The organism is Sporolituus thermophilus DSM 23256, from assembly GCF_900102435.1.
Taxonomy (GTDB): Bacteria; Bacillota; Negativicutes; order Sporomusales; family Thermosinaceae; genus Thermosinus; species Thermosinus thermophilus.
The window spans coordinates 1-17928 of sequence record NZ_FNBU01000004.1 but is presented as its reverse complement, the minus strand read 5'-3'; the positions used below and the strand labels follow the sequence as shown (position 1 = coordinate 17928).

Annotated in this window: 14 protein-coding genes and 1 pseudogene; 1 reads left to right on the top strand and 14 read right to left on the bottom strand. The window is 52.0% G+C overall.

Features of this window, described 5'->3' with window-relative positions; genetic code table 11:
- Positions 1-52 precede the first annotated feature (52 nt).
- The 14 genes from BLQ99_RS03550 to BLQ99_RS03490 form a co-directional block, all read right to left on the bottom strand.
- Positions 53-2461: a heavy metal translocating P-type ATPase gene (locus BLQ99_RS03550; RefSeq protein ID WP_093688219.1), complete on the bottom strand. Its 2409-nt coding sequence runs from the start codon at positions 2459-2461 to the stop codon at positions 53-55.
- A gap of 18 nt (positions 2462-2479) precedes the next feature.
- Positions 2480-2749 carry a metal-sensitive transcriptional regulator gene (locus BLQ99_RS03545; protein WP_007288850.1) on the bottom strand — a complete coding sequence of 90 codons (270 nt, stop codon included), beginning with the start codon at positions 2747-2749 and terminating at the stop codon, positions 2480-2482.
- A gap of 146 nt (positions 2750-2895) precedes the next feature.
- Positions 2896-4191, bottom strand: coding sequence for an NPN-dependent 2-hydroxyacid racemase, LarAH10 family (larAH10, locus tag BLQ99_RS03540; RefSeq protein WP_093688217.1), 1296 nt, complete (start codon positions 4189-4191; stop codon positions 2896-2898).
- A 125-nt stretch (positions 4192-4316) separates the two neighbouring features.
- Complete coding sequence (locus tag BLQ99_RS03535) at positions 4317-5615, bottom strand: MFS transporter (RefSeq protein ID WP_143005861.1); 1299 nt, start codon at positions 5613-5615, stop codon at positions 4317-4319.
- A 494-nt stretch (positions 5616-6109) separates the two neighbouring features.
- The gene (gene kduI, locus BLQ99_RS03530; RefSeq protein WP_093688215.1) at positions 6110-6940 is read right to left on the bottom strand and encodes a 5-dehydro-4-deoxy-D-glucuronate isomerase; all 831 of its coding nucleotides are present in this window, start codon (positions 6938-6940) and stop codon (positions 6110-6112) included.
- Positions 6941-6954: 14 nt separating this feature from the next.
- Positions 6955-7716 (bottom strand): 2-dehydro-3-deoxy-D-gluconate 5-dehydrogenase KduD, encoded by a 762-nt coding sequence (kduD, locus tag BLQ99_RS03525; RefSeq protein WP_093688213.1) that lies wholly within the window; start codon positions 7714-7716, stop codon positions 6955-6957.
- Positions 7717-7787: 71 nt separating this feature from the next.
- Positions 7788-8567: an IclR family transcriptional regulator gene (locus BLQ99_RS03520; RefSeq protein WP_093688211.1), complete on the bottom strand. Its 780-nt coding sequence runs from the start codon at positions 8565-8567 to the stop codon at positions 7788-7790.
- A gap of 209 nt (positions 8568-8776) precedes the next feature.
- Positions 8777-9544, bottom strand: coding sequence for an SDR family NAD(P)-dependent oxidoreductase (locus BLQ99_RS03515; RefSeq protein ID WP_093688438.1), 768 nt, complete (start codon positions 9542-9544; stop codon positions 8777-8779).
- A 135-nt stretch (positions 9545-9679) separates the two neighbouring features.
- Positions 9680-9832: a hypothetical protein gene (locus BLQ99_RS14880; RefSeq protein ID WP_171904583.1), complete on the bottom strand. Its 153-nt coding sequence runs from the start codon at positions 9830-9832 to the stop codon at positions 9680-9682.
- A gap of 181 nt (positions 9833-10013) precedes the next feature.
- Positions 10014-11303, bottom strand: coding sequence for an MFS transporter (locus tag BLQ99_RS03510; protein ID WP_093688209.1), 1290 nt, complete (start codon positions 11301-11303; stop codon positions 10014-10016).
- A gap of 38 nt (positions 11304-11341) precedes the next feature.
- A complete protein-coding gene (locus tag BLQ99_RS03505; RefSeq protein WP_093688207.1) occupies positions 11342-12928 on the bottom strand; it encodes an N-acyl-D-amino-acid deacylase family protein in 1587 nt (528 codons plus the stop codon).
- Between the two features lie 15 nt (positions 12929-12943).
- Positions 12944-14128 carry a YgeY family selenium metabolism-linked hydrolase gene (locus BLQ99_RS03500; RefSeq protein WP_093688205.1) on the bottom strand — a complete coding sequence of 395 codons (1185 nt, stop codon included), beginning with the start codon at positions 14126-14128 and terminating at the stop codon, positions 12944-12946.
- Complete coding sequence (gene dpaL, locus BLQ99_RS03495; protein ID WP_425440867.1) at positions 14128-15369, bottom strand: diaminopropionate ammonia-lyase; 1242 nt, start codon at positions 15367-15369, stop codon at positions 14128-14130. The genes BLQ99_RS03500 and dpaL overlap by 1 nt, the downstream gene beginning before the upstream one ends.
- 181 nt (positions 15370-15550) lie before the next feature.
- Positions 15551-17299, bottom strand: coding sequence for a sigma 54-interacting transcriptional regulator (locus BLQ99_RS03490; protein WP_093688203.1), 1749 nt, complete (start codon positions 17297-17299; stop codon positions 15551-15553).
- A gap of 394 nt (positions 17300-17693) precedes the next feature.
- Between BLQ99_RS03490 and BLQ99_RS03485 the strand changes: the two are divergent.
- Positions 17694-17928: pseudogene (locus tag BLQ99_RS03485) on the top strand (ISLre2 family transposase); the annotation flags it as partial.

Genomic DNA, 17928 nt, shown 5'->3' with positions numbered 1-17928 from the left:
GCTTTCCTGCCACCGGGCAACAAAAAATCCCCACAGTGCTCAAGGTAAAATTCTAGGAAAGCTGCGGCCGGAACCGCCGCAGCCGCAGCGCGTTGGCTACCACGGAAACCGAACTGAACGCCATGGCCGCCCCGGCGAGAACGGGCGACAAAAACCCGGCCGCAGCGACCGGAATCCCCAGCGAATTATAGATAAGCGCCCAAAAGAGGTTTTGCTTAATATTACGCATGGTGGCCTTGCTAAGCTGAATGGCGGCCACAATGCCGCGCAGGTCGCCGCGAATCAGGGTAATATCGGCCGCCTCCATGGCCACATCCGTACCGGTGCCAATGGCAAAACCAACATCAGCGGTAGCTAGCGCCGGCGCATCATTAATACCGTCGCCGACCATGCCCACCACTTTGCCCTGCAGTTTTAGTTCCTGTACTTTTTCCGCCTTGTCCTCAGGCAATACCTCGGCCATGATATTTTCAATGCCCACCTCGCGTGCAATCGCCCGGGCCGTTCGCTCGTTGTCCCCGGTAATCATCCAGACTTCCAGCCCCATTGCTTTTAGCTGCGCCACAGCGTCAGCCGCATGTTCCTTGACGGTGTCGGCGACGGCGATCAGGGCGGCGGGCTCATTCTCCACCGCCATAAGCACGACGGTTTTTCCCTGCTGCTCCAGCGCTTCAATCCGACTGATGCTACTGTCAAAATCAACGCCATTTTCCCGCATCAGTTTCCGCGTTCCCACCAGGACGGTTTTTCCATCCACCCGTGCCCGCACACCATGGCCGGGAATAGCGGCAAACTCCGCGGCATCGCCGCTAACCACGCCTTGAGCTTGCCCCTGACGGACAATGGCCTGGGCCAGAGGATGTTCCGAATTTTTCTCGGCTACTGCGGCCAAACGGAGCAGCTGAGTCTCGGTTTGGCCATTTAGAGATATGATATCCGTCACGGCCGGCTCTCCTTTGGTTATCGTCCCCGTTTTGTCAAGTACTATCGCCGTTAGCCGGTGCGTGTTTTCCAGATGCTCCGCTCCCTTGATCAAAATGCCGTTCTCCGCTCCTTTACCCGTGCCCACCATAATCGAGGTAGGCGTTGCCAACCCAAGGGCGCAGGGGCAGGCGATGACCAACACCGCCGTAAAATTGACGATGGCGCGGGAAAAGTTGCCGGGATCAAGCACAAAGTACCATGCCAGGAAAGTAAGGACGGCCAAGGTTATTACCGCCGGGACAAAATAGCCGGAAACAACATCCGCAAATCGCTGGATGGGTGCTTTCGACCCCTGCGCTTCTTCCACGATGCGGATAATTTGCGCCAGGGCCGTATCCTTGCCTACCTTGGTAGCCTTGAACTTAAAGGCGCCCAACTTGTTGAGCGTGGCCCCGAACACCTCGTCGCCCACTTTTTTGTCGACCGGAATGCTTTCCCCGGTCAACATTGACTCGTCAACCGTCGAAATACCTTCGACAATCACGCCATCAACGGGGATTTTTTCGCCGGGGCGGACGACGACGATATCACCCGGCACGACCCCTTCCACCGGCACGTCCACCTCCTGCCCGTCCCGTACGACCCGCGCCGTTTTAGCCTGCAGGCCCATCAGCGCTCTGATCGCTTCCGACGTCCGGCCTTTGGCCCGTGCTTCCAGCAGTTTTCCCAGAATAATCAAGGTAAGGAGAATGGCCGAAGTTTCAAAGTACAGGTCGGACACGTCGCGCAACACATTGGCAATGCTGTAAAAATACGCCGCCGAGGTCCCAAGAGCTACCAGCACGTCCATGTTGGCCCCGCCGCCCCGCAGCGCTAAAAAAGCACCGCGGTAAAACTGCCAACCGGCAATAAACTGGACCGGCGTAGCCAACGCCCACTGCAGGTAAGGATTCATCAGCAGCTGGGCGGTAGCACCGCTCACCCCGAACATATGCAGTACCATCGCCCAGAGTAGCGGAAACGAAAAAACGACCGAAATAAAAAGACGCACCCGTTGGCTGCGGATTTCGCCTTCCCGCATCGCCTGTTCGCGGTCAATTTCCCGCGTGTCCGCCAGGCTATGGGCGCCAAAGCCCAGTCGCTCCACCAGCGCCTTAACTTCAGCTTCGGCGAGTTCGCCAGGGTTAAACTCCACGGTCGCCTTTTCCATGGCCAGGTTGACGACAGCCGAATAGACACCGGGCAGGGCTGCCAACCCCTTCTCAATGCGCCGGGCGCAGGCCGCACAGCTCATGCCGGTAATTTTAAATTCGGCTTTATCCTTAACGACCTGGTAGCCCAGCTCTTCGACCTTGGCCGCCATATCACGGAGACCGATTTGGTCCTTGTCATAAGTCACCGTCGCTTTTTCGGCGGCGAAGTTGACGACCGCTTTGGCCACGCCGGGCAGCGCCGCCAGCCCCTTCTCCACGCGGCTGGCGCAGGCCGCGCACGACATACCGCCGATTTTTAAAGTGGCCGATTGCAAGTTTGCCATAACGCATACCTTCTTTCATCATCTCGTAAATTTATCGAGAAAATCCATCAGCTCATCAATGGCTTCGTTGGCCCGGTCCTGCTGAACAGCCGCCACCAGGCAGCTTTTGGCATGGCTCTCCAGGATGAGGAGCGCCACTTTATTAAGGGCGGCCCGGGCCGCTGTCACCTGTTGTAGAATATCCACGCAGTAGCGCCCTTCATCAAGCATTTTTTCAATACCGTTAATCTGGCCGCCGATCCGGCGCAGCCGGACGCGGAGGACTTCTTTTTCCGCTTCTGTCAGCATTACGTCACCCCCTATACTATACCCCTGTATAGTATATAGTATAAATTTGTGGCGTTTTCCTGTCAATGTTTTTAGTGTACCCGAAGGGCGGACAAACAATAAAAAGCCCCCAGACAATTCCGGGGGCTGATAATAATGCGGCGTCCTTATTCTTGCACCAGCGGCACCGTATTGGCGGCGTGGGGCATGACCGTAATGGTATAGTCTTTACGGCCCAGTTTTTGTTCGGCCAGGGCCATGGCCTCCTCAATGGTGGTTACGGCAATCATGCCAGCTTTTTCAACAAAGGCCTTGTTTTCCGGCAAAGTAACGACGATATGCGGCACTTTGGCCGCCATGAGGCCGCACTTGAGCGCGATGAAGCCTGGCACGGTAAAACCCTTACGCAGCGCTACTTCCCGGTCGTACAGCGACTCGTAGTTAAACCAGCCGCTGAAATCAGGCGGCTCCATTATGTCGCGGCATTCCAACAGCAGGATGATAACGCCGTCTTCTTTTACGGCCATGAAAGCGTTGTCAATCGTTTTGGAGCCCTGATAGAGGTTAATGTCTTTGGGAAAACCGCCGGCCGAAGCAATAACCAAGTCGGCTTTGCCTTTGACCGGTACGCCGAAGATCTCCTCGACCGTCCGACAGCCTTCCCGCCAGGCATCATACCAGTGACCGGCTACAAACCGGGCAAACTGGCCCTCTGGCGTAAAGACGGCGTTGAGCAAGAAGGCGGGGTTAAGCATGGCCGCCATTTCAGTCATGTCTTCGTGCATATTGTTGCCTTCCAATTTACCGGAAACGCAGTGCGGGCTAATGCCTTTACCCACTTCGTCATGGAGACAGTAGCTATGATTTCCCTGAATGGTGGCATAGCCGGACACCCCGGGCATAATCGCCTTACGGCCGCCGCCGAAACCGGCCATCAGGTGGTAAACAATGCCGCCGGTAAGGATGACTTTATCCGCATTAACAACATGCTTGTTAAGGTAGGTCTCCACACCGCGCGACGTTTTGCCGACATAAACAAAGTCCTCTTCCGCCGGCGCATAGCTCTGGACGATTTCGATGCGATCCACGACCTGCTGGCCATAGACCCTAACATTCTCTTTATCCGTATGGCGACGGTGGGCGCCCAAACCAACAACCAGCTTAATGTCCCTGTCCGGCACGCCGGCAGCGTTAAGTTCATCAAGCAGCACTGGCAAAAACTGGTCATGTTTGACCCACATGCGGGTAATGTCGCTGGCAATAATCGCGACCTTGTCGCCGGCCTTCACCACTTCCTTAAGCGGTGGCGTACCAATGGGATTATTCAGGGCTTCCCGCACCGCTGCTGGCACATCGGTAATCGGGGCGACAGGCTTGCCTTCTACAACATTGATAATTTTCTCCTCCGGCAGAGCGACTTTAATCTGGCTGTCGCCAAACCCCAGCGAAAACTCTTTTAACATGCAAACTCCCCCTTGTATGGCATAATGGCATTAAGCCGCAGCGCCAAATACCATTAAATTCCTTTTTCTGCAGCGCCCTCGCGCATTCCTGCTCTCCGCAGTAAAAATACAAGTAACTGCTGCGGCTAATATTTCTGTAGCGACAATACCGTCATACACAGGCAGCCGACGACCGCCAGGCCCACCAGGAACATCAGGCCGCCGACATAACCACCCGTCAAGGCGATAAAGAAGCCGATGAGAACCGGCGAAAAGGCCGACCCACCATTGGCCACGCCGTTCATCATGCCAGCGCCCGCGCCGACCGCCTTACCAGGGACAATACGCTGCAGGATCGCCCAGGACGATGGCAAGCCGATAGCAATGGACGCAATACCGGCCGAAATCATCAGGGCCGCCGTCATATTGTCCGGTGCCATGGCGCCGAAATAAATCCCCAGGGCGGAGCCGAGGTGCGCAACAGCCACGAAAGGCGCCCGCCGGCCAAGTTTATCGGCCAGATGACCGAAGAAAAGGATGCTGACGGCGCCTAAAATGTAAGGTAGCGAGGAAAAGGCCCCCATTTGCGCCCAGGAAAAGCCGCGCGCCGCTTTCAAATAAGACGGCAGCCACGCCATTGTACCCCACCACACCGATGCAATGCAGAAATAGTTAATGGTCAAAAGCCAAAATCTATAGTTCAAAGCGAAAGACTTAAGCCGTTCCCCGAGAGTCTCGGTCTTCAGGCGTGCCTCCTCCTCAGCCTCGGCTTTCAGAGCTTTTTCGATGTATTCCAGTTCGGCTTGATTAACCCGCTTATGCTGGCGCGGATGGTCGGTAACATAAAACCACAAAAGAAACAATGGTACCAGCCCCATGGCACCAAGAACGAAAAAGCTCGGACGCCAACCCCAGGCGGATACGATCCAGGTAAAGAAAGGCATGGCGATAGCCGGCCCAACCATCAGCCCAATGAGCCACACGGCATTGGCTTTACCGCGCTCATGGGGTGGAAACCAGTTCTTGACAAAAGTACTCTGCATCGGCCAATGCATTCCCTCGCCGATGCCCAATATAACGCGGGCTACCAGCATGGTCGTAAAAGTGGTGGCGAAACCACCGATAAGGACCGATAGCGTCCAAAGAAGGATGGATATGGACATCGCCTTGCGCGGGCCAATGTAATCGCCAAGAGGGCTTAAGACGACATTGGCCACGCCGTAAGCAATCAAAAATAAAGTCATTAGTAGTCCCATTTGCACCGGTTGCCCTTTAATGCCCATATCGGTTAAAAACGTGTTATCGGCCAATAACACGGAAACATTCACCCTATCCAGATAAGCAACCAATAAAGTGAGAAGGAGAATAGCCACTAGTACTACCCGTTGCCGGGTAGGTTTCATAGCGTCAAGACTCACACCTGGCGCAGGTCGCACCGTTTCCATTTTTTATTCCTCCATTTCGCTTGTTTTTTCGCTTGACTCCTTTTTATTCATGCCATCCTACCTTCCTACTGACACACGTCACTTTTACAACCCCGCTCTCCTCTCCCTTCACTTTGCTTAAGCACCCTTGCATTTTAAATTGTAAAAATAGAAAAACCCAGCGGAAAATGGTTGTAAACGACCTCCCGCTGGGGCTTTTACTCCCACGGTGTAACGCACCCCGGTGCGCCTGTACCGCTTGGTTCAGACCGGTTCTAAGCCGCGGATCCCTAGGTACACTCGTTATTTTATGTACTCTGTATACAAACATTAATTTTATTTAAAATTATAAAGACCGTATTCATCTTCGTCAATATCTTCTTGGTAAAATTCTCTTCGTAAACATTAGCAATTTTGTCTTTGTAATAATGACTTTTGTTTTTATCAACTTTACTAACACTCCGCATGGCTATAGCAAAAAAGGACGGTTCCTACCGTCCTTTTTTGTCTTTACTTTATTTTAATTCAGCCATCGGGATATGGTCCATATCAGTGAAGGTCTGGTTCTCACCGCACATTCCCCAGATAAAGGCGTAACTACGGGTGCCTACGCCGGAATGAATAGACCAACTGGGAGAAATGACGGCCTGCTCGTTCCGAACAACGATGTGTCTCGTCTCACCCGGCTCCCCCATGAAGTGGAAAACGACAGCGTCCTCCGGCATATTGAGATAAAGGTAAACTTCCATCCTCCGGTCGTGGGTATGGCTGGGCATAGTATTCCAAACGCTGCCCTGCTCCAGGACGGTCATCCCCATCACCAGTTGGCAGCTTTGCAAAACTTCGGGGTGAATATACTGATAGATTGTCCGTTTATTGGCCTCTGCCTGCGAACCGAGTTCAACCCTCCGTGCCTTAGCAAGCCCTACCTTTACCGTTGGGTACGCCGCGTGTGCAGGAGCGCTGTTAAAATAAAACTTGGCGGGACTTTTGGCATCGGCACTGGCGAATATTATTTCTTTTGCCCCCATCCCTACATACAGACCGTCGCGGTTATCAAGTTCATAGGCAGTACCGTCTACTGTTACGGTTCCCTTACCGCCGATATTGATAACGCCAAGTTCTCTCCGCTCCAGGAAATATTCGGCTCGTATCTCCGACCCGGCTTCCAGCGCTATCGGCTTAGTGGCAGGGACGACTCCGCCGACGATAATCCTGTCAATATGGCTATAGACCATCTTGACCGCATCGCTTGGAAACAAGTCTTCAATCAGAAATTCATCCCGCAGCCGCCTAGTATCATACAATTTTACGTCCTTTGGATTTGCCGCATATCTTACTTCCATGACCAACACCTCGCTTACCGGCCCATCCAGCCGCCGTCAACGACTAAAATATGGCCCTGAATATAATCTGATGCATCCGATGCCAGGAAGACAACCGCACCTTTCATGTCCTCGGGCGTGCCCCAACGCCCTTGCGGTATCCGCGCCAGGATAGCCGGCGCCCGTTCCGCACTCTTTTGCAGCGCTTCCGTCATATCGGTCGCCATATAGCCAGGAGCGATGGCGTTTACGTTAATGCCGTAAGCGGCCCATTCATTGGCCAGCGCTTTGGTAAGACCGGCAACGGCCGACTTGCTCGCGGTATAAGACGGTACGATAATACCGCCCTGGAAGGAAAGGAGCGAAGCGATATTAATGATTTTACCTTTGCCCTGTTTCATCATCTCCTTGGCCGCCGCCTGGCACATAAAGAACAGTGACTTTTGGTTGACATTGATGACGTCGTCCCAATCTTTTTCGGTAAATTCAATCGCCGGAGCGCGCCTGATAATGCCGGCGCAGTTGACCAGGATATCCACTTTGCCGAATTCTTCGAGGGTTTTCGCAATAATTCCAGGTATCGGGTCGATACTGACCAAGTCGGCCTGAATGGCCACGCTTTTTCGGCCTAATGCTCTAATCTTTTCCGCGGTTTCGTGGATTTTACTGCCGCTGCTGACAACCACAACATCGGCGCCTGCCTCCGCCAGTGCCAACGCCATTCCTTCACCCAGCCCCCGGCTTGCTCCGGTAATAATGGCCGTTTTACCCGCTAAGGAAAATTTGTCCAAAATCACGAATCGTCACCTCTTCTTAAAAAAAGTATTAAATGCATTAATTACCGCACAACCTCCGCCGGAAAACTCAATCAGTTACGGTCAGGAAATAATCCCAAAAATTGGGAAATAGCCTGGGTAGCTTCTTTTAGTTTTGGCGCCAGTTCATTCTTCATTAAATCCCGCGATACCCGCGACGCAGGGCCCGAGATGCTTATAGCCGCTACAACATCCCCGTGATGGTTATAAATAGGCGCGCTGACGCAACAACAGTGCTCGTTGCTTTCACATACGTCGAGTGCATAGCCTTGCGCCCGGACAATTTGCATCTCGGCCAGGAAACTTTCCGGAGTAACCAGTGTATAAGGAGTTCGTTTTTCCATCCCGGCGTCATGCAACACTTGCTTAATGGCGTCATCGCTATGACCTATCAACAGCGCCTTGCCAAGCGCCGTACAGTGCACGGCATTTGTGCTGCCTACCTCGGCAACAAGCCTAATTACCTGCGGACTGTCAATTGTGTCGACATAGAGAACTTTATTGTTATTCAGTACCCCAAGGTGAACCGATTCTTTCGACAATTCGTTCAGCTTAACCATATACGGCCTTGCCACATGCTTAAGTTCAAACCCCTGTTCCATCCGCTGGCTCATCATTAATAATTTCAAACCTAACGTATATCTGCCGTCATTGCCGCACCGCACGTAACCGCGACTTTCCAGATTGGAGAGCAAACGGTAAACGGTTGACTTAGGCAAGTCGACCATGGCTGTTATATTTTTTAAAGTGACCGGACTGGAACTATTGCCGATTACCTCTAAAATATCGAGCGCCCGCTGCAATGCCTGGACTTCTACGCTGTTTTTCCGCATATTCCACCTCCCGTCTAAATTCCACAAATATGAAACTTCATGCTATTGCCCGGAAATTTATACTATACATATTCGAAAAAATCCTGTCAAAATTCCGTCTACCGAGATAATATTTCACGATATGGAATGATGGTTTAAAAAATCGCCATGAAACCAAGTTACGGTTTCATGGCGATAGGCAATTATATTCAGATAGACTGTCACTCTACCTATTCAGCATAAATCATTTTCACGGTCATGCCGCCATCCACTACCAGGTTGGCGCCGGTAATAAACCCGGCTTCGGGCGAGGCCAAAAACAGACAGGCGGCGGCGATATCTTCCGGCCGGCCGACCCGTCCGGCCGGGTGTTGGGCATGATCGATGTCCCGCAGCTGGACCGGCTGGCGGTTAGTCCGCTTTTGCCAAGGCGATACATCAATCCAGCCCGGGCTGATAGCGTTAACCCGTATCCCCTGCGGGCCCAGCGTGACGGCGAGGGAATGCGTAAGGGCCAGCAGCCCGCCTTTGGCGGCGGCGTAGGCATGCCAGTCCGGTTCGGACATTAGGGCTCGCGTGGAAGCAATGTTGATGATCGCCCCGCCGCGGCTCATCAGCGGCGCCGCATATTTTACCACCAGATATTGGCCGCGCAGGTTGGTATTAACCACCGCGTCCCAGTCGCTCATTGGCGCAGCTAGCGGCGTTGGGCGGGAAACGCCCGCATTGTTGACAATAACCTGAATAGTTATCCCTTGCTCAATCAGACGCTGAACGCCAGCCTTAACCTCGTCTTCCCGGGATATGTCCACCACCATAACCTGACATTCTCCACCCCGGTTGCGAATTAACTCAACCCGTTCGGCAGCAGCCTCCCCGTCTTTCTCCCAGATTATGACCCGGTCGCCCTTGGCGGCAAAGGCCTCGGCCACGGCGGCGCCAATCCCTTGGCCGCCCCCGGTGACCAGTACGGTGCGGGTTTGTCCTGTTTGTGGCATAAACACCATCTCCTCCTGGCTTCGCGTATTCATTTAGCTTTTGCTTTCGCTTTCCAACCGGCAAAAGCCTGCCGGAAGTAAAAAAAGCGAGGCGCAAAAGCCTCGCGGGTGGCTGTTCCCAGCCAGGAGGGGCAGCTAATCCATTAATTCATCCCACATAAATTTGGCGGTACCGTAAAGCAAGGCGCCGGCGGCCACTATTTTGACCGCAGACATGACGTCCACGTCCATATCCATGTCCATCATTTTTTGCATCATGGACTTGCGGCGCTTCAATTTGTGAAACATGTGACCACCTCCATTAATATTGTTGCCCGGTATTTTCGGCATCACTCCGCTAAGATTATGGTTGGCAAGGCGAGATTTGGCATATGGAACTATATGGCATAATTATAAAAAGCCGCTGGGGAGGCGAATAACCAATACAAAAAAATCGGCCCGGGGAAGGCCATCCCCGGGCTAAGTTTTTTCAGGCCTGCATCGGTGCCCCTTCGGCAGCATTCTCTTTTTGTTTAACCGTAAGCGCTACCGCCGCAGAGGCAACAATGGCGATAATGAGGAAAACGAAAGCAGTATCAAATGACCCCTTACTTATATCAATAAGATACCCCATGGCAAACGGCGAAATGAAACCGGCAACTTGCCCGCCGAAATTCACCGTACCTGAGCTTGACCCCATGATATGGGCAGGAATGGTGTCCATAACCAAGCCCCAGAACGCAGCCATAGCCAGGAACATAAAGAAGGCGGAAATACTCTGGTAAACAACGGCCATATCTGCCGACGGGACGGTATACGTCATATACAGGAAGAACCCAGCCACCAGGGCGTTAGGAATAAACATCCACTTACGCTGGCCCTTCACCCGGTCAGACAGGTATCCGCCGGCCAGCATGCCTAAAGTGCCGACAAAGAAGGGGATAGAACCGGTAATTCCTGTTTTGATAAGGGAAAAGCCTCTGACTTTCATCAGATAGGAAGGCAACCAGGAAACAAAGCCCCAGAAGGTGATATCAAACAGAAACCAGATTAATACCATTTGCCACAGAATGGGCTTTTTGAGAAACTCCTTGAAGGTAATGCCGCTGTTTGCCGAACCGGTAGCGTCGGCAGCTGCCGGCCGGACATTAAGCTCAGCGAGTTCTTCCTGCGTCATGTGGGGATGGTCAGCCGGGTTGTCCTTGAAGTAAAACCAAATGGCCAAACCGATCAATAGCCCGGGAATACCGAGGGCAATAAACACAGTGCGCCAGCCGTAAGCGGCAATAATCCCGGCGGCCACTAGTGAGGCCACTGCCGGCCCGAGCGTATTTACCGAAGATTGGATGGCTGTGGCAGTAGCCCTTTCCTTCGGGGGAAAGTAAGTTGCGATTGTTTTCCAGGACGCCCCTGGGAAACATCCCTCGCCTACCCCAAATATAAAACGGCAGAACAACATAATGGGATAAGTAGCAATAAGCCCGGTAAGGGATGTAAAAATAGACCACCAGGATATCGCCAGCGCCATAACCCGCCTCGGCCCGAATTTATCGGCCAGCATGCCGCCAGGTATCTGGAACAGGGCATATCCGGCGAAAAAGGCGCTTAAAATAGCTCCCTGCATCGTGGCGTCAATATTCAGGTCTTTGCCAATAAACGGGAGCGCCACGCTGATAACCATCCGGTCAAGAAATGAGAATAGCCAGCCCACCCAAATAATGGCCAGAATTGAATACCTTAGCTTCCACCGAAATCCGCCTTGGGTCGCTTGAGTTGTCATTTTCCTGCCTCCTCTTATCATTTTGCCTTTATGAACCCCTATCTACGGAGTACCTTACCGGCTAATACCTGATTTTGCTTGCCTTTCTCCACAGCAACCCTGCCATTGATAAGCACATATTCAATACCGTCCGGATACTGAGCAGGTTCGATAAACGTCCCCCGGTCAATCACCGTGTCCGGGTTAAACACAACAATGTCGGCATAATAACCGGGTTTTAACAGGCCACGGTCCTTGATGCGGAAAACTTCCGCCGGCTTGGCTGTCATTTTGCGTACCGCTGCCTCTAAAGAAAGCGCTTTTTCCTCCCGGACATATTTACCGAGCACCCGGGGAAATGAGCCGTAAACGCGCGGATGAGGCTTGCCGCCCAGCAGGCCGTCGGTGCATACATTCTGTTCCGGCCTGGTCATAAATCTGATGATATGCTCGTCTGTACCATAAAAATCGACCATGCCCACGGCGTTCTGTTCTTCGTACAAAAGGTCAAAAGTAGCGTCATAAGGATTTTTGCCGCGAATTTGACCAATTTCGATCAAATTTTTGCCGATTAGGTCTTCATTGTTTTTGGTCTTGACACTGGTCACAAAAATTTGGTCAAGGCCGGCAAAATCGACAAAGTTGTCCCACCCCGGCAGACCGTTCTCAATATCATAAACCATCTTTTTACGCAGCTTAGGATCAGCCAGACGCTCTAACAGTTTATCCGTCCCGCCGTCATGAACCCAGGGCGGCAGAATGACTCCCAGCATAGTGCTGCCGGCGACATAAGGATACTGGTCGAAGGAAACGCGGATGCCCTCGGCCTGGGCCTGTTCCAGCAAAGCAATTACCTGGTCGATTTTTTCCCAATTTTTCCGGCCACACACTTTAAAGTGGGAAAAATGCACCTTCACGCCCGACTCCCGGCCGATCCGGATGACTTCCTGCATGGACTCCAAAATGCAGTCCGCTTCGCTGCGCTGGTGAATAACAAATACCCCGTCGTATTCGGCAACCACCTTGCATAACTCGATAACTTCCTCCGTAGCGGCATAAGCACAGGGCATATAAATCAGCCCGGTCGACAGCCCGAGGGCCCCGGCCTCCATTTCCCGCCGCGTAATATCCTGCATACGCCGCAGCTCTTCCTCCGACGGTTGCCGATTGTCCAGACCCATTGCCTCCATGCGGATGTTACCGTGGGGAACCAGATAGCCCGCATTGAGCCCTACCCCCGACTGTTCGAGCAGGCGTAAGTAACCATCGGTAGTCTCATATTCCCAGTCGATTCGGTCGCTGTCACCGTTAAGCCCGGCCAGGTTTTTCCGCCACGGGCTTATATACTGCTTAGGAAGCGGCGCCATCGAAATGCCGTCCTGACCGAGAATTTCCGTCGTAATACCCTGCCTGATCTTAGGAGCAACAAACGGATCAAGCAGCAGCTGGAGATCCGAGTGGCTGTGCGTGTCAATAAATCCCGGGGCAATTACCAACCCCTGAGCATCAACCACTCGGTCAAAACCATCAGCGCTTATGCCCTCCCCCACCGCGCTGATCCGGTCGCCGTCAATCGCCACGCTGCCGATAAACGACGGATGTCCCGTGCCGTCAGCAATGCGGCCGTTCTTGATAAGGGTCTTCATTATGCTCACCTCGCCTTATTTTAAAACAGCCCGCATAATGCCGTAATAACCGCGGCACGCGCCAAAGAGCTGTTCAAGCTCGATATATTCATCAGTGATATGGGCCAGATTTTCCCGCGAAGGTCCGAAGCCAATCGTTTTTATTCCCGCTTCGCCGGCATAATGGCTGCCATTGGTGCAGAAAGAATAGTGGGTGACCTGCGGGTCAAGGCCCATATCCCGCAACCCCTGCAGCGTGGCTTGGACAAAGCCGTCACCTTCGTCATACAGCCATGCCGGGAAAAACCTTTCGCCCGTAATTTCCGCTCCGGTATGGCATTTTTCCGTACCCACGGCGTAATAGGCTTTGGCCGAAAACTCCGGATCGACAGCAGCCATTTCGGCAATAACGCTGTGAATGGGGCGCAGCACCTCTTCCCTGGTCTCACCGACCAGCAAACGCCGGTCATAAGTAGCCCGGCAGTAATATGGCACCACCGATGCTCCGGGATAAGGCGCCGACTTAATGTCCGTCAATTCCAGGATGCCATTGCCCAACACCTCGTGATGCGGTGTGGGCAGCTGCCGGATGCGTTCAATCAGCGCCGCCATTTTATACACAGCGTTAATACCTTTGTGCGGGTTGGCGGAATGGGCGGGCTTCCCAAAAGTTTCGACGACAATTTCCGCCCTGCCCCGTTGACCGATTTTGAGATTGAGTTCCGAAGCCTCACCGATCACCACATAGTCAGGCTTGAATTTGCTGCTGATTAACCGGGAAGCAACCCCTTCAAAACACTCTTCATGCACGACGCCGGCGACATAAATAGTTCCAGCAAAGTTCCTTGCCGTATCAGCGGCGAAAAATCCGGCCGCGCTGAGCATGGCGCTCACCGCCCCCTTCATGTCCGAGGCACCCCTGCCGTAAATACGCCCATTGGCAATTTCCGCACCGAAAGGAGGATATGCCCACTTTTCTTCATCACTAACAGGAACGGTGTCAATGTGACCGTCAAATAAAATGGCCTTGCCAGGCTGCTTACCGTATATCGCCCCGATAACATTGCCGTAGTCGTCCACATGAACGGCATCAAACCCCAGAGCCTGAAACGCGGCTTTCATTGCATCAACTACTTGGTTTTCCTCGCCTGAGTAGCTAGGCCGCCGAATAAGCTCCTGGCATAACGCGACAAGTTCTTGTTGACGTTTTTCTGTTAACATTATTTCTTCTCTCCTCCGCTTTGTTCGTAGCTGGCATACTCGCCATCCCAGACAATGCTGCGGTATTTTTCCGGATCGGTGTCGCCCTCCGTACTGAACAGGAGAATTCTGGAGCTTTCGTCAAGATGCAAGGCCTCCCGGAGCTTTGCCCATTCGGGGTGCTGCATAATCACGCTCAGCAAACCGGCAGTAACCGCTCCTGACTCGCCGGAAACAATCCGGTCATCGCCGGCCAAAGGATTGCCCAGTATCCGCATACCGCGGGCCGCAATCCAGTCAGGGCACGACACAAACATATGGCTGTAGTCCCGGAGAATGTTCCAGCCGATGATGTTTGGCTCACCGCATGCAAGCCCCGCCATGATAGTCGCCAAATCGCCTGTTACCACCCGCGGTTTGCCATCGCCGGCCAAAGCTGACCGGAACAGGCAATCCGCCTGATTGGCCTCGACAATAACCGTTATGGGACGGTCATCACCGAATACCGACGCCAGATACCCCTGAACTGCGCCGGCCAGCGATCCTACCCCGGCCTGGACAAAAACGTGAGTGGGTTTTTCCACACCATACTCCCGGAGCTGGGTTAATGCCTCAGCCGCCATGGTGCCATATCCCTGCATAATCCAGGTTGGGATGTCTTCATAGCCTTCCCAGGCAGTATCCTGGACAATAACCCAGCCGTACTTCCGGGCACTTTCCGCTGCCAAACGCACGGCATCATCATAATTCATGTCGGTAATATATGCTTGTGCACCTTCAGCCCGGATATTCTCCAAGCGCCGAACCGCCGAACCTTTGGGCATATAGACTACTGCTTTTTGCCCCAGCCGTCGGGCCGTCCAGGCAACGCCACGGCCGTGGTTGCCATCCGTAGCGGTGGTGAAGGTAATTTCCCCGAGCCGCTGTTTGACAGCCGGCGACGTCAGCCGGTCAAACGGCAGCTTGGCAATGTCTTCCTCCAACCGCTCCGCCAGATACCGCGCCATAGCGTAAGACCCGCCGAGCACTTTAAAGGCATTTAGTCCAAAGCGGTAAGACTCGTCTTTCACATAGATCCCGCCAACTCCTAGCGCTCCGGCCAGATTAGCCAGACTACGCAGCGGTGTTTCCCGATACTCGGGAAAACTTTGGTGAAACTTTCGTGCTTTGTCAATTTCCTGCTCGCTCAAAAAGCCGATAGACACGCCGGTGTCTTTTGTCTGCATTAACTGATTGCCTATCCACTGCAGCTTTTCGCTCAATATTTCCCCTCCTTAATGTTTGGTCCGGCAATTTTAACTTTTGCAAATTCTGTGCCAATATGGATGGATGCCGCAAATCCCTGCATTTGCACCACATCTCGAGTAGTCCGGGTGTTAAAAAGCCTCTATCAAAATGATAAATTTTATCATTTTGATAGAGGCTAGGCCGCCTTTTTTATCATTATGATAAAGAATACTCCTCTATCTTGCGATACAGGGTAGCAATCCCAATACCCAACTGCCTGGCGGCAAGCTGTTTCCCCCGGGTGGTAACGCCATAAATTTTCAATGCCTGTTCAATCGCCTCGCGCTCTATTTCTTTCAAGGGACGTATCGGGCATTCCCGGTTGGTCTGCTCACTCCTGTGTTCCAGAAGGTTTTTGGGTAGGGTGGCCGTCGTTAGTATCCCGTCCCCTTCCATCATGTTAATCATGAATTCCACGGTGTTTTCCAGTTCGCGTACATTACCGGGCCAGGAATACCTCTCGAGAATACGCATTGTTTCCTCGTCTACGCCCGTAACTTTTTTATTGAACAAGCGGGCATATTTTGCCACCAAAAACATGACAAGCTCGGCAATATTTTCCTTCCGTTCCCGCAGCGGCGGTATCTCCAAGGGAATGACGTTTAGCCGGTAGAAAAGGTCTTCCCGAAACTTGTTTTCTTTAATCATGGCCCGCAAGTCTTTATTAGTTGCGGCAATTACCCGTACGTCAATATCAATCACCTGGTTGGAGCCAATCCTGGTAATTTTTCTTTCCTGCAGAACCCGGAGCAGCTTTACTTGCAGATACAGCGGCATATCACCAATTTCGTCAAGAAAAATAACTCCCTTGTTGGCCAGTTCGAACTTTCCAATTTTCCCTCGCGGATCCGCTCCTGTAAAAGCGCCTTTTACATAGCCGAACAGCTCGCTTTCCAGCAGCGTATCGGGTATGGCGCCGCAGTTGATCGCGACAAACGGATAATTTTGGCGACTGCTTTCGGCGTGAATGGCCCGGGCGAACATTTCCTTACCAGTCCCGCTTTCTCCGGTAATGAGAACGGTGGAGTGGGAGGCGGCAATCTTTAGCACTTTGGCTTTTAGCTGACGCATAATCTCGGAGCCGCCCAGAATGTTACCGATCCTGACGTCATTATGAATGTTGGTCAGTTCGTAAATTCCTGACTTCACTTTCTTGATTTCGTTGAATATCAGCACTTTGGAATACTCGGCAATCCGGAGTCTGACCGGGAAAATATCACCGATCAGGTAGTAAACCTTGTTATCAATGGTAATCTTAAATTCTTCCGATGCCAGCAGAGAATCACCCGTAGCTTCCAGGCTGATTTTTTTCTGAAAACAGGTCGGAGACAACGCCAGTTGTTTCATTGCACTGCCGTTAGCGTGGACAATGATGTTATCTTTATCCAGAATAAGCACGCCTTTATCAATGTTGTTTACAACTTGGTTGAGCAAATTTACAATGGCCAAATTACGCTCCGCTTCCTGCTTTTCATAAGCTTTGATGCTGATAAACTCGGCAATTTGCCCGAGAAACTCGCGGTAAGCCTCCTTGTTGGCCAGCAGGTGCTGTTTTTGCCGGTCATTAAAGCAAATAAGACCGATAACGCCAATAATTTCGTCTCTTAACCTGATTGGAGTGCACATTTCCAGTTTCTCTGCACATATTAACTGTTTGGGACAAGATAGACATAATTTGTGCCGCCCCGGTTCCTCAATAAACTGCGGTTGACCGGAAGCCAAAACAGTTTTATAGACAAATCCCTCATTGGAAATATCTTCATTAATTCTGTTGCTGTAGGCCCCGGTACCGGCTATCCGGCACAGGTTGGCATCAACGATTTCAACGTCGACATCAATAACATGGGCAATAATATTGGCATACTTGATTACGGTGTCCTGAATATCGCGCAAAACTGACCGCATACCGTTTTACCAACCCCTGACACCCCAGTACGGGGCAAAATTCAACCGGCTCCCAGTGAAGCCGGCATCCCTTTAAAATTATTCGAACAAAGAATATTAAGAAATATTAAGACAAAACCTTGTTTTTATTGTACTATTTGCGCTACAAAATTCAAGTTGATTTTACCTGCTATGGGATATATATTATACCTACGCCAAACCAATCAAGAAGCAGAACTATATCGTCTTAAAGCCGCCCGTTAACCTGCCGCAAGTCTCGGTCTATTCGATTGAAAATACAAAAATCGTTAGTGTAAAATTACTGTAGGATTTTTGAGGAAGAAAAAAGAAGAAGACATCACCATCCTTCGACGGGATGAGTAATCCAAAAAGATTACCCAGGGGTGATGTCTTCATGACAGTATTTATTCGATATATCAAAGAGGTTATCCTTTCGAAGTTGGGAGAAGACGAGAAAGAATTTGAGCGTTTATTGTATGAGATGGATTTTCAGAAATTTGAGCGGCTGTTACAAAATAAACTACATGACGTAGGGCGCACGATCGTCAAGGCGGTTTTAGAAAAAATGGACCAGCTGATCAAACAAGATAAGATGCTTCGTCCTGGCTGGGTAGTTTGCCGAAAAGATG

Excerpts from the sequence above, each read along its gene's own strand:
- BLQ99_RS03515 (WP_093688438.1), bottom strand. The coding sequence starts at position 9,544 with ATGCCACAAACAGGACAAACCCGCACCGTACTGGTCACCGGGGGCGGC.
- BLQ99_RS03550 (WP_093688219.1), bottom strand. The coding sequence starts at position 2,461 with ATGGCAAACTTGCAATCGGCCACTTTAAAAATCGGCGGTATGTCGTGC.
- BLQ99_RS14880 (WP_171904583.1), bottom strand. The coding sequence starts at position 9,832 with ATGTTTCACAAATTGAAGCGCCGCAAGTCCATGATGCAAAAAATGATG.
- BLQ99_RS03545 (WP_007288850.1), bottom strand. The coding sequence starts at position 2,749 with ATGCTGACAGAAGCGGAAAAAGAAGTCCTCCGCGTCCGGCTGCGCCGG.
- BLQ99_RS03490 (WP_093688203.1), bottom strand. The coding sequence starts at position 17,299 with ATGCGGTCAGTTTTGCGCGATATTCAGGACACCGTAATCAAGTATGCC.
- kduI (WP_093688215.1), bottom strand. The coding sequence starts at position 6,940 with ATGGAAGTAAGATATGCGGCAAATCCAAAGGACGTAAAATTGTATGAT.
- BLQ99_RS03505 (WP_093688207.1), bottom strand. The coding sequence starts at position 12,928 with ATGAAGACCCTTATCAAGAACGGCCGCATTGCTGACGGCACGGGACAT.
- larAH10 (WP_093688217.1), bottom strand. The coding sequence starts at position 4,191 with ATGTTAAAAGAGTTTTCGCTGGGGTTTGGCGACAGCCAGATTAAAGTC.
- BLQ99_RS03535 (WP_143005861.1), bottom strand. The coding sequence starts at position 5,615 with ATGGAAACGGTGCGACCTGCGCCAGGTGTGAGTCTTGACGCTATGAAA.
- BLQ99_RS03510 (WP_093688209.1), bottom strand. The coding sequence starts at position 11,303 with ATGACAACTCAAGCGACCCAAGGCGGATTTCGGTGGAAGCTAAGGTAT.
- BLQ99_RS03520 (WP_093688211.1), bottom strand. The coding sequence starts at position 8,567 with ATGCGGAAAAACAGCGTAGAAGTCCAGGCATTGCAGCGGGCGCTCGAT.
- BLQ99_RS03500 (WP_093688205.1), bottom strand. The coding sequence starts at position 14,128 with ATGTTAACAGAAAAACGTCAACAAGAACTTGTCGCGTTATGCCAGGAG.